Here is a 14,863-nt window from a genome sequence, read left to right as displayed (position 1 = left end):
GCCGGGGGCGGTGACCACGAGGCGGGCGGCGCGAGGCCCGTCGGCCGCCGGCGCCGGACGGGCGGGTTTCCCGGACGAGGTCCGTCAGGAGTGCGGCGATCGCGAGGGCTGCGTCTGCGGCTTCGCCGCATGGGGGACCGGGCACGGACGACCCTCGGGGCACCCTCAGGCGGCCGGCGCGAGCGCTCAGGAAGACGGCCGCGCCATGGCGGCGACGAAGGCGCGTTCCACGTCCGCCGTGGACAGGACACCGTAGATCTCGCCGGTCTCCTCCACCACCAGGTACTCCGTCGCCGGGGAGGAGCGGAGCTTGTCGAGCAGGGCTTCGCCGGCCAGCTCGGCCGGGATCCTCATGCCGTCGGTGAGCTCCTGGGCCAGGCCGCTGACGGCCACCCAGGGGCGGCGGTGCTCGGGGACGCCGACGATGGCCGTTTCGCGGACGATCGCGGTCGGCTCGCCTTGGCCGTCGACGACGACCAGGGCGCGCGCTCCGGCTTCGTTGGCGCGGCGCAGGGCCTCGGAGAGCGGGGTGTCGGACTCGACGGGGACCGCGCGCCGGGTGAGCGCGCGGGCGGCCAGCTCGGGCAGGTGCTCGCGCAGCCTCGCCATACGCAGGCTGTTGCCCGCACCGGTCCAGATGATCGCGGCCAGGATGGCGGCGAGGAGCGCGTCCATCACCGTCTCCATGCCGCCGATGTCCTCGGTCGCGTTGCCCAGCGCCCCGGTGTGGGTGAGCAGCGGGAGGCCGATGAGGACGGCGACGGCAAGGGCGCGGCCGACCCAGGCGGCGGCGACGGTGCCCGTCATGGGCCTGCCGCTGATCTTCCACACGACGGCGCGCAGCATGCGGCCGCCGTCCAGCGGGAGACCGGGCAGCAGGTTGAACGCGGCGACGATCAGGTTGGAGATCATCAGCCCGGCGAGCAGCACCCCGGGCACGGTGCCGGGCTCCACGGCCTGCATGCCGAGGTAGAAGACCCCGGCCAGGACGAGCGAGAGCAGAGGCCCCACGAAGGCGAGCACGAACTCGCGGCCGGGGCTCTCGGACTCCTTCTCGAACTCGGTGGCACCGCCGAAGAACTGGAGCTGGATGCGGCGCACCGGCAGCTTGAAGCGCAGGCCTGCCACGGCGTGGGCCAGTTCATGGACGAGCACGGAGGCGTAGAAGGCGACCGCGAAGAAGAGGGAGACGAGATAGCGCAGGGCGCCGAGTTCGGGCAGGACACGGTCGAGTTGGTCGCCGAAGATCCAGGTGATCAGGGCGGCGACGACGAACCAGCTGGGTGCGACGTAGACAGGGACGCCGAAGGGGCGGCCCATGAGAATGCCGCCGCCCGGTTCGCCGGAGCGGCGCTCTTCGCGGCCTTCGGGGTCCGTCTTCCCCGCTCCGGACTGCGGCCGCTTGCGCTCGCCGCTCGCGTCGTCCTCGTTCACGGGTTCCCTTCGTTGCAAATGCGTCGCTCGCTCGATCATGCAGTGCGCGAGGGTCTGACGTCGATGGTATGCCGCTGGCTGTCAGTGGCGGGCCGTAGGGTCTGAGTCATGACTGAGAGCCAGCAGCCCGAGCGGGGCACCCAGCCGAGCTCGCTGTCGCCTTCGCGGGCCGGCGACTTCATGCAGTGTCCCCTGCTGTACCGCTTCCGCGTCATCGACAGGCTGCCGGAGAAGCCGAGTGAGGCGGCGACCCGCGGGACGCTGGTCCATGCGGTGCTGGAGCGGCTCTTCGACGATCCGGCGGTCGAGCGCACGGCACCGCGGGCGAAGGCGATGATCCCGGGCCAGTGGAACCGGCTGCTCGAGTCGAAGCCGGAGTTGAGCGAGCTGTTCGCCGAGGACGAGGGCGGCGAGCGGCTGACGCGCTGGCTGGGCGAGGCGGAGCAGCTGGTGGACCGCTGGTTCACGCTGGAGGATCCGACACGTCTCGAGCCGGCCGAGCGGGAGATGTTCGTCGAGACGGAGCTGGAGTCGGGGCTGCGGCTGCGCGGGGTGATCGACCGGGTGGACATCGCACCGACGGGCGAAGTGCGGATCGTCGACTACAAGACGGGCAAGGCGCCCCGCCCCGAGTACAGCGAGGGCGCGCTGTTCCAGATGAAGTTCTATGCGCTGGTGATCTGGCGGCTCAAGAGCGTGCTGCCGCGCCGGCTGCAGCTGGTGTATCTGGGCAGCGGCGATGTGCTGACGTACGACCCGGTGCCGGCGGATCTGGAGCGCATGGAGCGCAAGCTGCTGGCCCTGTGGGACGCGATCAAGCTGGCGACCGAGACAGGTGACTGGCGGCCTCGGCCGACGAAGCTGTGCGGCTGGTGCGACCACCAGGCAGTCTGTCCGGAATTCGGAGGCACTCCCCCGGTATATCCGCTGAGCGTTTCCCCGGCGGGACCGGGCGAGGATGGCCAGGGCAAAATGGGTCCGGTCTAGAGAAGGAGTCCCCGTGGCTATCCGCGTCCTGCTGGTCGACGACCAACCACTGCTGCGTACCGGTTTCCGGATGATCCTGGAGGCGGAGCAGGACATTGCGGTCGTCGGTGAGGCCGGGGACGGCCTCCAGGCTCTCGACCAGGTCCGGGCCCTGCAGCCCGATGTGGTGCTGATGGACATCCGGATGCCGCGCATGGACGGCGTGGAGGCGACGCGGCAGATCACCGGGCCGGGACGCGACGGTCCGGCGAAGGTGCTGGTGCTGACCACATTCGATCTGGACGAGTACGTGGTGGAGGCGCTGCGGGCCGGCGCGAGCGGCTTCCTGCTCAAGGACGCGCCCGCCGATGAGCTGGTTCAGGCGATCCGGGTGGTCGCGGCGGGCGAGGCGATGCTGGCGCCGAGCATCACCCGCCGGCTGCTCGACAAGTACGCGGACCATCTGCCCTCCGGCGACGCCCCGGTTCCGGACACGTTGCACACGCTGACCGAGCGCGAGGTGGAGGTGCTCAAGCTGGTCGCGCGGGGTCTGTCCAATGCGGAGATCGCCGCGGATCTGTTCGTCAGCGAGACGACGGTCAAGACGCACGTGGGCCATGTGCTGACCAAGCTGGGTCTGCGGGACCGGGTCCAGGCCGCGGTGTACGCGTACGAGAGCGGCCTGGTGCGCCCCGGCGCACAGTGACGTCCGGGGCGCGGGGCGGGGTCCTCAGGCCTTCTCGATCTCCCAGAACCGGAAGACGGTGGAGGCATCCAGGGTCCACTGGAGACCGGCGACGTCGCCTCGGGCCACGGCGTACTGCTTGCCCTGCCAGAGCGGCAGGATGGGCAGCTCCTGAGCGACGAGATTCTGCAGCTCGACATACGGCTTGTCGACGGCGGTCCGGTCGGATTCGCCTGCGGCCTCGGGCAGGATCGAGCCGGTGATCCGCTTGTTGTCGTAGTTGTTGCCGAGGACGTTGCCCTCGCCGAAGAACGGCTGCGTGAAGTTGTCGGGGTCGGGGTAGTCAGGGACCCAGCCCTTGACGTAGACGCCGTACTTCCCGGCGGCGATGCCCTTCTCGTACTCCTCGAAGTCGACCGACTTGACGGTCGCGTCGAACAGCCCGCTGGCGTTGAGCTGCTTGGCGATCACCTTGAACTCCTGGTCGGTCGCCGGGCCGTAGCGGCTCGGGGTGGACCAGAGGGTGAGCTTCACCTTGCCGCTGATTCCGGCGGAACGCAGGGCCTGCTCCGCCTTCTGCGGCTGCGGTTCGCCGCCGTACAGGTCGAAGAAGGCGGTGTTGTGGCCGGCGATGCCGGCCGGGATGATCGAGTACAGCGGGGTCGCCGTGGACTGGTAGACGTCCCGCACCAGGGCGTCGCGGTCGATGAGGTAGGCGATGGCCTTGCGTACACCCAGCCTGCCGACGACCGGGTCGTCGACGTTGAACACCAGGTGCTGGACCTCCGCGCTGGATCCCTCGACGACCTCGATCCCCCGGTCATCGGCGGCGGCCGAGCCCTGGAGCTCACTGATCTCCTCGGCAGGCAGTCCTCGGTAGGCGACGTCGACGTCGCCCTCGCCCAGCGCCGATGCCAGCGCCTTCTGGTCACCGGGGAAGAACTTGAGGGTGACGCCCGCGTTCCGCGTCTCGGCGGTTCCCCGGTAGTCCTCGTTGACCGAGAAGGCGGCCTCTTCCTTGCTGTACGAGTCCAGCTTGTACGGGCCGGAGCCGACCGCCTTTCCGTCGGTGCGCAGGGCGTCGGCCGGATACTCGCGGTGATCGACGATGGAGCCCGCACCCGAGGCGATCTTGCTCGGGAAGGTGGCGTCGGGGACGGACAGCTTGAAGACGACGGTCTTCTCGTCGGGTGTCCTGATCTCGTCGATGGTGGACAGCAGCGGCATCGGTCCCGCTTCGCTGTCGATCTCCCGTACCCGGTCGAAGGAGAACTTCACGTCCTTGGACGTCAGCGGGTTGCCGTTGCTGAACTTCAGACCGTCGCGCAGTTTGCAGCGGTAGACCGTGCTGCCGGACCCTTCGAAGCCGCAGCTCTCGGCGGCCTCCGGCTCAGGCATCGAACTCCCCTTGGGGAAGCTGAGCAGTGACTGGAAGACGTTGTTGAACAACAGCCAGGACCCCGGGTCGTAGCCTGCCGCCGGGTCCGTGGACAGGACCTCGTCCGACATGCCTATGACCAGTGAGCTACCGCCGGAGTCTCCGGAACCGCTTCCCTCGTCGCCGCAGCCGCTCAGCAGACCGGCAGCCAGCCCCGCCGCGAGCGGGGCCGTCAGCCACTTGTTACGTGCCTTCACAGAACCGTGCCTTTGTTCTCAAGTAACGGCGGGCGCCGTTTGCCCCGCCGAAACCTCCACGGTCAGACGCCGTCGCTGCGCGAGAGCTCCCAGAGCTGGAGGTCTGAGCTGGAGTTAAGCACGTACTCGACCCCGATGACCCCACTGCGGGCGGCAACGTACTGTTTGCCCTGCCACAGCGGCAGCACGGGGACATCGTTGGCGACGATCTCCTGCATCTGAGTGAAGGCCGGAGATGCGGCGTTTCGGTCCGATTCGCGCCTCGACTGGGGGATCAGCTCACGGGCCTTCTCGCTCACATAGGGCGAATTGAGGAAGTTGCCCTTGTCCAGGAACGGTGCGATGTAGTTGTCCGGGTCCGGGAAGTCGGGGAACCAGCCGAGGCCGTAGACCGCGTAGTCACCGCGCTTCTGAGCGGGGCGGAACTTGGACCACTCGGTGCCCTGGACGGTGACGTCGAAGAGCCCGGTCGCGTTGAGCTGGTCGCTCAGCGCCTCGAACTCCTTCTCCGTGCCCGCGCCGTAGTGGTCGGTCGTGTAGTGCAGCTTGAGCTTCACCGGGGTGCTGATGCCGGCGCCGGAGAGGATCGACGCGGCCCTCTTGCGGCTGGGCTCGCCGTACTTGTTGTAGAACGAGTTGGTGTGCGCGGCGATGCTCGTCGGGATGAGCGAGTAGAGCGGCTCGGCGGTGGCGCCGTAGACCTGGCCGGCGATCTGACCGCGGTCGACGACGGCGGCCATGGCCTGGCGGACGGCCTTGTCCTTGACCGACGGGTCGTTGGTGTTGAAGGCGAGGTAGCGGATCTCCAGGCCGGGCACCTCGGTGAGCTCGATGTCCTCCTTGGGCTTCTCGGCGAGCTCCTGGATCTGCTTGGGCGACATGGCGCGCGTCATCATGTCGATGTCGCCGGACTCGAGCGCCTCGCCCATGGCCTCGGCGTCGGCGAACGAGCGCAGCTCGACCTTGTCGTTGTTGAGCTTGACGTCGCCCTTGTAGTGGTCGTTCCTGCTGAAGACGACCTTGGTGATGTGATCACCCTCGGTCTCGGTCTTCATGGTGTACGGGCCCGAGCCGTCGACCTGGAAGCCCTCGCGCAGCTTGCTGCCGTCGTAGTGCTTCTTGCTGACGATGCCGGCGACGGGCGTGGACAGCTTGTACGGGAAGGTCGCGTCCGGCGTGGAGAGGTGGAAGATCACCTCGTTGTCGCCCTTGGGCTCGATGGTGTCGATGTTCGCGAGCAGGGCGGCGGTGCCGTTGTCCGACTCGATGTTCAGCACGCGCTCGATGGAGAACTTGACGTCCTCGGCGGTCACCGGGGTGCCGTCCGCGAACTTCAGCCCGTCACGCAGCTTGCAGCGGTACCTCTCGCTGGCGTTGTCGGTGAAGGTGCAGGACTCGGCCGCGTCCGGCACCGGCTCGCCGCCGCCGCGCGGGGCGTGCAGGAGGGTCTGGACGGTCTGCCGCAGGACGTTCCAGGCGCCGGTGTCGTAGGCGTAGGCCGGGTCGAGAGGGGCGGGGGCGTCCGCAGTGGCGACGAACTGGTCCGTGGTGCCCACGACGATGGCGTCACCGCCGCCGGACCCGCCGTCCTGGCTGCCGCAGGCGACGAGCACGGGCGCGAGCAGACCGACCACGGCCGGCAGCACCAAAGTCTTACGGTTCATCCTGGACGTTCTCCCTCATCCATCCGGCACAGGTACAGCGGTGTGTGCGAGGTGCTCCGCCACTTCCGCCCGGTCGGGGCGGTGCGATCGGGCCGGGGGATTCTCAGCGATCGGTCCTGGCTTTCCGACGGCTTGGTGGCCGTGGGAGCGCCATGGTGCGGCGGCGAAGTTCTCGCGATGAGATTAGTGGGCGGTGCCAGGAAAGGGTGACCGAACGCCAGTTGGGGGCTATTCGCAGAGTGATCAGCAATGCGCACCGATGGATGACCATGCCGAGGGATTTTCGGTCATAGGGTAATCAATCAGGACACATGGGTGCACTCAAACTGCCCATGATGCGGCGCAGGGACATCCAGGACGGACGCGCAACACCACCCAGCGTGATGAAGGTCACGCCGGAGATGGGGTTGGCAGATCTCGAAAAACCATCCGGTCATCACGGAAAAAGCACGTCTCGCCGCCGCGGGTTTTCCGTACATTCACACACCACGGACAGTACGCGTATCAGTGCGGAGCGGTGATCAGAGTGCGCAGAAAAACAAGGTCGACTTCTTCGAGGGACTGAACGACCACTCGGCCCGCCGCCGGCGCGATCGACGCCACCGACGGCACGGCGACGACCCTGCAGCCGGCCGCCTCGGCAGCCGCCACACCGGTCGCCGTGTCCTCGACCACGGCACACCTGGCGGGCTCCGCACCCAGGCCCGCGGCGGCCAGCAGATAGGGGTCGGGGTGCGGCTTGGTACGGGGCACCTCGTCGCCCGCGACGGACAGGGCGAAGTGCTCGGGTCCCAGCGAGGCGAGGATGCGGTCGATGATGCGCCGGTGGGAGGCGGAGACCAGTGCGGTGGGCACATTGTGCGCGGCGAGCTCGGCGAGCAGCCGCGCGGCGCCGGGCATGAGCGGCACTCCCCGCGCGATCCGGTTCTCGAACTTGTCGTTGAGCAGCACGGTCAGCTCGGCGAGAGTGATGTCCGCGCCGGTGGCCTCGATGAGGTAGCCGGCGCTGCGCGTCATCGGACCGCCGACGACCACATCCCGCCATGCCTCGTCCAGCCGGTGTCCGAGGTCGGCGAAGACCTCCACCTCGGCGTCCCACCAGAAGCCCTCGGTGTCCACCAGGGTGCCGTCCATGTCCAGGAAGACCGCCTGCAGGGCAGCGCCCTCCGCCAAACGGGTCAGGGACGCGGGGACCGTGCTGGTCATGGGCACACCTCCGTGAGGGACGAGAAGGCCGGCCGCCTTTCCCTGCGGCTTTCCCGCTGGAACAGGTGACCGGCCTGCACTGGACCGACCAGTGTACGTCTCGTTCGTCCGGCGCGCGTCGGTCATCTGGACGACACGCCCTGAACGACGCGCTAACGCGCGTTGAAGTACTTCGCCTCGGGGTGGTGGATGACGATCGCGTCGGTGGACTGCTCGGGGTGGAGCTGGAACTCCTCGGACAGCTGGACGCCGATGCGCTCGGGCTCGAGCAGCTCGGCGATCTTCGCCCGGTCCTCGAGGTCCGGGCACGCTCCGTAACCGAGTGAGAACCGTGCGCCGCGGTACTTCAGTGCGAACATGTCCTCCACATCGGCCGGGTCCTCGCCGGCGAATCCGAGCTCGGCGCGCACGCGGGCGTGCCAGTACTCGGCGAGGGCCTCGGCCAACTGGACGGACAGGCCGTGCAGTTCGAGGTAGTCGCGGTAGGAGTCGGCCTCGAAGAGCTTGGCCGTGGCCTCGCCGATCCTCGAGCCGACGGTGACGACCTGCAGGCCGACGACATCAATCTCACCGGACTCCTCCGGGCGGAAGAAGTCCGCCAGGCACAGGCGCCGTCCGCGACGCTGGCGTGGGAACGAGAAGCGCGTGCGCTCGGAGCCGTCCTCGCCCAGGATGATCAGGTCGTCGCCCTTGGACACGCAGGGGAAGTAGCCGTGGACCACGGCCGCCTCCAGCAGGTTCTCGGTGTGCAGCCGGTCCAGCCAGCCGCGCAGCCGCGGCCGGCCCTCCGACTCCACGAGCTCCTCGTACGAGGGGCCGTCACCGGCGCGGGACTGCTTCAGGCCCCACTGGCCCTTGAACAGGGCGCCCTCGTCGAGCCAGGAGGCGTACTCCTTGAGCTGGATGCCCTTGACGACCCGGGTGCCCCAGAACGGAGGGGTGGGGACCGGGTTGTCGATCGCGACGTCGGAGCGTACGGCTCCCTCTTCGGGGCGCTCCTCGACCACCGCGTCGGACGTGGCCCGCACGCGGCGCTGCTTGAGTTCGGGGAGGGTGGCGCCGGGGACGCCGCGCTTGACGGCGATGAGGGCGTCCATCAGCCGCAGGCCCTCGAACGCGTCCCGTGCGTAGCGGACCTCGCCCTGGTAGATCTCGTGGAGGTCCTGCTCGACATAGGCACGGGTGAGCGCCGCGCCGCCGAGGATGACCGGGAAGTCGGCGGCCAGCGAGCGCTGGTTGAGCTCCTCCAGGTTCTCCTTCATGATCACCGTGGACTTCACCAGCAGGCCCGACATGCCGATCACATCGGCCCGGTGCTCCTGCGCCGCCTCCACGATCGCGGACACCGGCTGCTTGATCCCCAGATTGACCACGTTGTAGCCGTTGTTCGACAGGATGATGTCGACCAGGTTCTTGCCGATGTCGTGCACATCACCGCGCACCGTGGCCAGCACGATCGTGCCCTTGCCCTCGGCATCGGACTTCTCCATGTGCGGCTCGAGGTAGGCGACCGCGTTCTTCATCACCTCGGCGGACTGCAGCACGAACGGCAGCTGCATCTGACCCGAGCCGAACAGCTCACCGACGACCTTCATGCCCTCCAGCAGCGTGTCGTTGACGATCTCCAGCGCCGGACGGTCCTGGAGCGCCTCGTCCAGATCCGCCTCCAGACCGTTCTTCTCCCCGTCGATGATCCGCCGCTTGAGCCGCTCCTCCAGCGGCAGTGCCAGCAGCTCCTCCGTCTTGCCGGCCTTCATCGACTTCGTGTTGACGCCCTCGAACAGCTCCATCAGCTTCTGGAGCGGGTCGTAACCCTCGCTGCGCCGGTCGTAGATGAGATCGAGGGCGGTCGTCACCTGCTCCTCGTCGAACCGCGCGATCGGCAGGATCTTCGAGGCGTGCACGATCGCCGAGTCCAGACCGGCCTTCACGCACTCGTCCAGGAACACGGAGTTCAGCAGGATCCGCGCCGCGGGGTTGAGGCCGAAGGAGATGTTGGACAGGCCCAGCGTCGTCTGTACGTCCGGGTGACGGCGCTTCAGCTCACGGATGGCCTCGATGGTGGCGATACCGTCCTTGCGGGACTCCTCCTGCCCCGTGCAGATGGTGAACGTCAGGGTGTCGATGAGGATGTCGGACTCGTGGATCCCCCAGTTGCCGGTGAGGTCCTCGATCAGACGCTCGGCGATCGCGACCTTCGTCCCGACCGTGCGGGCCTGTCCCTCCTCGTCGATGGTCAGCGCGATCAGCGCGGCACCGTGTTCCTGGGCGAGCCGGGTCACCTTGGCGAAGCGGGACTCGGGGCCGTCGCCGTCCTCGTAGTTGACCGAGTTGATGACCGCGCGGCCGCCGAGCTTCTCCAACCCGGCCCGCAGCACCTCGACTTCGGTCGAGTCCAGCACGATCGGCAGCGTCGACGCGGTCGCGAAACGCCCCGCCAGCTCCTCCATGTCCGCCACACCGTCCCGGCCGACATAGTCCACACACAGGTCGAGCATGTGGGCGCCCTCACGGATCTGGTCCCGCGCCATCTCCACACAGTCGTCCCAGCGGCCCTCCAGCATCGCCTCACGGAACTTCTTCGACCCGTTCGCGTTCGTCCGCTCACCGATCGCCATGTAGGAGGTGTCCTGACGGAACGGCACCGTCTGGTACAGCGACGCGGCACCCGGCTCCGGGCGCGGCTCACGCACCGGCGGCTCCAGGCCGCGCACGCGTTCGACGACCTGGCGCAGGTGCTCCGGCGTCGTGCCGCAGCAGCCGCCGACCAGCGACAGCCCGTACTCGCGCACAAAGGTCTCCTGCGCATCCGCGAGCTCGGACGCCGACAGCGGATAGTGCGCGCCGTCCTTGCCCAGGACCGGCAGGCCCGCGTTGGGCATGCAGGACAGCGGGACACGGGAGTGGCGGGCCAGATAACGCAGGTGCTCGCTCATCTCCGCCGGGCCGGTCGCGCAGTTCAGACCGATCATGTCGATACCCAGCGGCTCCAGCGCGGTCAGCGCCGCACCGATCTCCGACCCGAGCAGCATCGTGCCCGTCGTCTCCACCGTCACCGAACAGATCACCGGAACACTCACCCCGACGGCCTCCAGCGCCCGCCGCGCCCCCAGCACCGCCGCCTTGGTCTGCAGCAGATCCTGCGTCGTCTCCACCAGCAGCGCATCCGCACCGCCCGCGATCATGCCCTCCGCATTGCGCTGATACGCGTCCCGCAACGTCAGATACGGCGCATGCCCCAGCGTCGGAAGCTTCGTACCCGGCCCCATCGACCCCAGCACCCACCGCTGCCGGCCCGTCGAGACCGTGAACTCGTCCGCCACCTCACGCGCGATCCGCGCACCCGACTCCGACAGCTCGAACACCCGCTCCGCAATGTCGTACTCCGCCAGCGCCGCGAAGTTCGCACCGAACGTGTTCGTCTCCACACAGTCGACCCCGACCTCGAAATAGGCCGCATGCACCGACCGCACGATGTCCGGCCGCGTCACATTCAGGATCTCGTTGCAGCCCTCGAGATCCTGGAAATCCTCCAGCGTCGGATCCTGCGCCTGAAGCATCGTGCCCATCGCACCGTCCGCCACCACCACACGGGTGGCCAGCGCCTCACGCAGGGCTTCGATTCGGGTCCGGCTGTCAGCGGAAGGGGTCGGCAACGCGGCCATGGATGTACTCCCTGGGATGCGACGGCTGTCGGCTTTGCGTCTCCCGGTGGAAGGCGCACGAAGTCAGGGTAGCCGTGCTTCCCGCCGAGGGCGGAGGCGTCCCACGGGGCGGACGGCAAGTTGTACTGGGGGTTTCTGCAGTCTGACCATCGGAGAGATACTCGTCACCGATGACCAAGGTCGACATCGGCCGATAGTGTTCAGCATTGTCGAACCACAGGGGAGAAAGGCCGAGACGATGGCGAAGAGCATCCAGTCACTCGAGCGGGCCGCGGCCATGCTGCGTCTGCTCGCGGGCGGAGAACGCCGGCTGGGACTGTCCGACATCGCCTCGTCGCTGGACCTGGCCAAGGGCACGGCGCACGGCATTCTGCGCACACTCCAGGCCGAGGGCTTCGTCGAGCAGGACGCCGCCTCCGGCCGCTACCAGCTCGGAGCCGAGCTGCTCCGGCTGGGCAACAGCTATCTGGATGTCCACGAGCTGAGGGCGCGCGCCCTTGTCTGGACGGACGATCTCGCCCGCTCCAGCGGCGAGAGCGTGCACCTGGGAGTGCTGCACCAGCACGGCGTGCTCATCGTCCACCACGTCTTCAGGCCCGACGACAGCCGCCAGGTCCTGGAGGTGGGGGCCATGCAGCCGCTGCACTCCACGGCGCTGGGCAAGGTTCTGGTGGCCTACGACCCGGTCGCCCACACCGAGGCGCTCGAGGTCGACTTCAAGGCGTTCACGCCGCGCACGGTCACGGATCTGACCGAGTTCGAGTCGCTTCTGGACCACACGAGGGCACGCGGCTGGGCGGCAGATGTGGAAGAGACCTGGGAGGGCGTGGCGGCCGTCGCCGCACCCATCCACGACCGGCGCCGGATGCCGGTGGGCGCCGTCGCCATCACGGGTGCCGTGGAGCGGGTCTGCCAGGGCGAGGAGCTGCGTTCCGAGCTGGTCGCGGCGGTGCGGGACTGTGCACGCGCCGTTTCCCGCGATCTGGGCGCCGGGCGGTTTTGACCGTTTTGTTCCATCGTAAGTAACGATCGGGTTATCGGCGTCACAACCCTTGACGCCGTCTTAACCGGAGGACAAAACTGCCGTTCATCGGTCGGCATTGTCGAACACCTAACGGTAATACGCGCTAGAGTGTGGCAACGCCAAGGGCCGGCAACGCTCTCATCCCGAGGGCATCGCTCTCACCCCCGAGGGCGCGAACCACGGTGGGACCCGTTGGTTCGCCTTCCCCTGGACGAAGGACAAGGAGTCGCGGGTGTCCAGCTCCGACATCTTCATCGGCGAGATCATTGGTACCGCCGTACTCATCCTGCTCGGCGCCGGCGTTGTCGCCGCCGTCGTGCTCAAGCGCTCGAAGGCGCAGAACGCCGGCTGGTTGGCCATCACCTTCGGGTGGGGCTTCGCGGTCCTGACCGCGGTCTACATCGCAGGCCCCCTGTCCGGTGCCCACCTCAACCCGGCGGTCACGCTCGGTATCGCGATAACGAGCGGGGACTGGAACAACGTCCCCGTCTACTTCGCGGGCCAGCTGGTCGGCGCCATGCTCGGTGCCTTCCTGGCCTGGGTCGCGTACTACGGCCAGTTCAAGGCCCACCTGACGGACCCGGAGATCCTCGCCGCGCCGCCTCACGAGGAGGGCCTGGTCACCGAGAAGGCCGCCCCGAACGCCGGTCCGGTGCTCGGTGTCTTCTCCACCGGCCCCGAGGTCCGCGTCGTCTGGCAGAACCTCGCCACCGAGATCATCGGCACCGCCGTGCTCGTCCTCGCGGTCCTCACCCAGGGCCTCAACGACAGCGGCAAGGGGCTCGGGGTCCTCGGCGGTCTGATCGTCGCGCTCGTCGTCGTCGGTATCGGACTCTCGCTCGGCGGTCCGACCGGATACGCCATCAACCCTGCTCGTGACCTGGGCCCGCGCATCGTGCACGCCCTGCTCCCGCTGCCCAACAAGGGTGGTTCCGACTGGGGCTACGCCTGGATTCCCGTCGTCGGCCCGCTCGTGGGTGCTGCGATTGCCGCGGGTATCTACAACATCGCGTTCGCCTAAGCCGTACGTCCTCCTCACAGACCACAGGAGCAACCGTGACTGACGCACACGCCGGCCCGTTCATCGCGGCCATCGACCAGGGCACCACCTCCAGCCGCTGCATCGTCTTCGACAAGGACGGCCGGATCGTCTCGGTCGACCAGAAGGAGCACGAGCAGATCTTCCCGAAGCCGGGCTGGGTCGAGCACAACGCCGCCGAGATCTGGACCAACGTCCAGGAAGTGGTGCAGGGAGCCATCGAGAAGGGTGGCATCACCCCCTCCGACGTCCTGGCCATCGGCATCACCAACCAGCGCGAGACCACCGTCCTCTGGGACAAGAACACGGGTGAGCCCGTCCACAACGCCCTCGTCTGGCAGGACACCCGCACCGACAGCCTCTGCAAGGAGCTCGGCCGCAACGTCGGCCAGGACCGCTTCCGCCGCGAGACCGGCCTGCCTCTGGCGAGCTACTTCTCCGGTCCCAAGGTCCGCTGGCTGCTGGACAACGTCGAGGGGCTGCGCGAGCGCGCCGAGCGCGGCGACATCCTCTTCGGCACCATGGACTCCTGGGTCATCTGGAACCTCACGGGCGGTGTCGACGGCGGTCACCACGTCACCGACGTCACCAACGCCTCCCGCACCATGCTGATGAACCTGCACACCATGGAGTGGGACGAGAAGATCCTGCAGTCCATGGAGGTCCCGCCGGCCGTGCTGCCGGAGATCCGCTCCTCCGCCGAGGTGTACGGGCACGTCAAGGGCGGCGTCCTGGACGGCATCCCGGTCGCTTCCGCGCTCGGCGACCAGCAGGCCGCGCTGTTCGGCCAGACCTGTTTCGCCGAGGGCGAGGCCAAGTCGACCTACGGCACCGGCACCTTCCTTCTGATGAACACCGGCGACAAGATCATCAACTCGTACTCGGGTCTGATCACCACCGTCGGCTACAAGATCGGCGACCAGGCGCCGGTGTACTCCCTCGAGGGGTCCATCGCCGTCACGGGTTCGCTGGTGCAGTGGATGCGCGACCAGATGGGCCTGATCAGCACCGCCGCCGAGATCGAGACGCTCGCGTCGTCGGTCGAGGACAACGGTGGCGCGTACTTCGTACCGGCCTTCTCCGGACTGTTCGCCCCGTACTGGCGCTCCGACGCCCGCGGTGTGATCGCCGGCCTCACCCGGTACGTCACCAAGGCGCACATTGCGCGCGCCGTTCTCGAGGCCACCGCCTGGCAGACCCGCGAGATCACCGACGCCATGACCAAGGACTCCGGCGTCGAGCTCTCCGCACTCAAGGTCGACGGCGGCATGACCTCCAACAACCTGCTGATGCAGACGCTCTCGGACTTCCTGGACGCCCCTGTGGTGCGCCCGATGGTTGCCGAGACGACCTGCCTCGGCGCTGCCTACGCCGCCGGCCTGGCCGTCGGCTTCTGGCCGGACACCGAGGCTCTGCGTGCCAACTGGCGCAGGGCCGCCGAGTGGACCCCCCGCATGGACGCTGACAAGCGTGAACGCGAGTACAAGGACTGGCTCAAGGCCGTCGAGCGGACCATGGGCTGGATCGAGGACGAGGAGTAATACG

Annotated in this window: 10 protein-coding genes; 5 read left to right on the top strand and 5 right to left on the bottom strand. The window is 68.2% G+C overall.

The window, feature by feature from the left end:
* Nucleotides 1-186: 186 nt before the first annotated feature.
* Nucleotides 187-1,473, bottom strand: coding sequence for a site-2 protease family protein (locus OHS70_RS30085; RefSeq protein ID WP_328402517.1), 1,287 nt, complete (start codon nt 1,471-1,473; stop codon nt 187-189).
* Between the two features lie 141 nt (nt 1,474-1,614).
* Between OHS70_RS30085 and OHS70_RS30080 the strand changes: the two genes are divergently transcribed.
* Nucleotides 1,615-2,421 carry a RecB family exonuclease gene (locus tag OHS70_RS30080; protein ID WP_328406016.1) on the top strand — a complete coding sequence of 269 codons (807 nt, stop codon included), beginning with the start codon at nt 1,615-1,617 and terminating at the stop codon, nt 2,419-2,421.
* A 13-nt stretch (nt 2,422-2,434) separates the two neighbouring features.
* On the top strand, nt 2,435-3,106 hold the full coding sequence (locus OHS70_RS30075; RefSeq protein ID WP_328402515.1) for a response regulator transcription factor: 672 nt from the start codon (nt 2,435-2,437) through the stop codon (nt 3,104-3,106).
* 24 nt (nt 3,107-3,130) lie between these two features.
* Here OHS70_RS30075 and OHS70_RS30070 read toward each other — a convergent pair whose 3' ends face one another.
* From OHS70_RS30070 to metH, 4 genes are all read right to left on the bottom strand, one after another.
* Nucleotides 3,131-4,720, bottom strand: coding sequence for an ABC transporter substrate-binding protein (locus tag OHS70_RS30070; protein ID WP_328402513.1), 1,590 nt, complete (start codon nt 4,718-4,720; stop codon nt 3,131-3,133).
* A 62-nt stretch (nt 4,721-4,782) separates the two neighbouring features.
* Nucleotides 4,783-6,384: an ABC transporter substrate-binding protein gene (locus tag OHS70_RS30065; RefSeq protein ID WP_328402511.1), complete on the bottom strand. Its 1,602-nt coding sequence runs from the start codon at nt 6,382-6,384 to the stop codon at nt 4,783-4,785.
* A gap of 504 nt (nt 6,385-6,888) precedes the next feature.
* Complete coding sequence (locus OHS70_RS30060) at nt 6,889-7,590, bottom strand: HAD family hydrolase (RefSeq protein WP_328402509.1); 702 nt, start codon at nt 7,588-7,590, stop codon at nt 6,889-6,891.
* A 152-nt stretch (nt 7,591-7,742) separates the two neighbouring features.
* Nucleotides 7,743-11,255: a methionine synthase gene (gene metH, locus OHS70_RS30055; RefSeq protein ID WP_328402507.1), complete on the bottom strand. Its 3,513-nt coding sequence runs from the start codon at nt 11,253-11,255 to the stop codon at nt 7,743-7,745.
* Nucleotides 11,256-11,493: 238 nt separating this feature from the next.
* Here metH and OHS70_RS30050 point away from each other — a divergent pair, with 238 nt between their 5' ends.
* From OHS70_RS30050 to glpK, 3 genes are all read left to right on the top strand, one after another.
* The gene (locus OHS70_RS30050) at nt 11,494-12,258 is read left to right on the top strand and encodes an IclR family transcriptional regulator (protein WP_328402505.1); all 765 of its coding nucleotides are present in this window, start codon (nt 11,494-11,496) and stop codon (nt 12,256-12,258) included.
* A 253-nt stretch (nt 12,259-12,511) separates the two neighbouring features.
* Nucleotides 12,512-13,300, top strand: coding sequence for an MIP/aquaporin family protein (locus OHS70_RS30045; protein WP_328402503.1), 789 nt, complete (start codon nt 12,512-12,514; stop codon nt 13,298-13,300).
* A gap of 35 nt (nt 13,301-13,335) precedes the next feature.
* On the top strand, nt 13,336-14,859 hold the full coding sequence (gene glpK, locus OHS70_RS30040; protein WP_328402501.1) for a glycerol kinase GlpK: 1,524 nt from the start codon (nt 13,336-13,338) through the stop codon (nt 14,857-14,859).
* Nucleotides 14,860-14,863 lie beyond the last annotated feature (4 nt).

Source organism: Streptomyces sp. NBC_00390, from assembly GCF_036057275.1.
GTDB lineage: Bacteria > Actinomycetota > Actinomycetes > Streptomycetales > Streptomycetaceae > Streptomyces.
This window is presented reverse-complemented; position numbering and strand designations above follow the sequence as displayed.

Excerpts from the sequence above, each read along its gene's own strand:
- OHS70_RS30085 (WP_328402517.1), bottom strand. The coding sequence starts at position 1,473 with ATGATCGAGCGAGCGACGCATTTGCAACGAAGGGAACCCGTGAACGAG.
- OHS70_RS30080 (WP_328406016.1), top strand. The coding sequence starts at position 1,615 with ATGCAGTGTCCCCTGCTGTACCGCTTCCGCGTCATCGACAGGCTGCCG.
- OHS70_RS30065 (WP_328402511.1), bottom strand. The coding sequence starts at position 6,384 with ATGAACCGTAAGACTTTGGTGCTGCCGGCCGTGGTCGGTCTGCTCGCG.
- OHS70_RS30060 (WP_328402509.1), bottom strand. The coding sequence starts at position 7,590 with ATGACCAGCACGGTCCCCGCGTCCCTGACCCGTTTGGCGGAGGGCGCT.
- metH (WP_328402507.1), bottom strand. The coding sequence starts at position 11,255 with ATGGCCGCGTTGCCGACCCCTTCCGCTGACAGCCGGACCCGAATCGAA.
- OHS70_RS30050 (WP_328402505.1), top strand. The coding sequence starts at position 11,494 with ATGGCGAAGAGCATCCAGTCACTCGAGCGGGCCGCGGCCATGCTGCGT.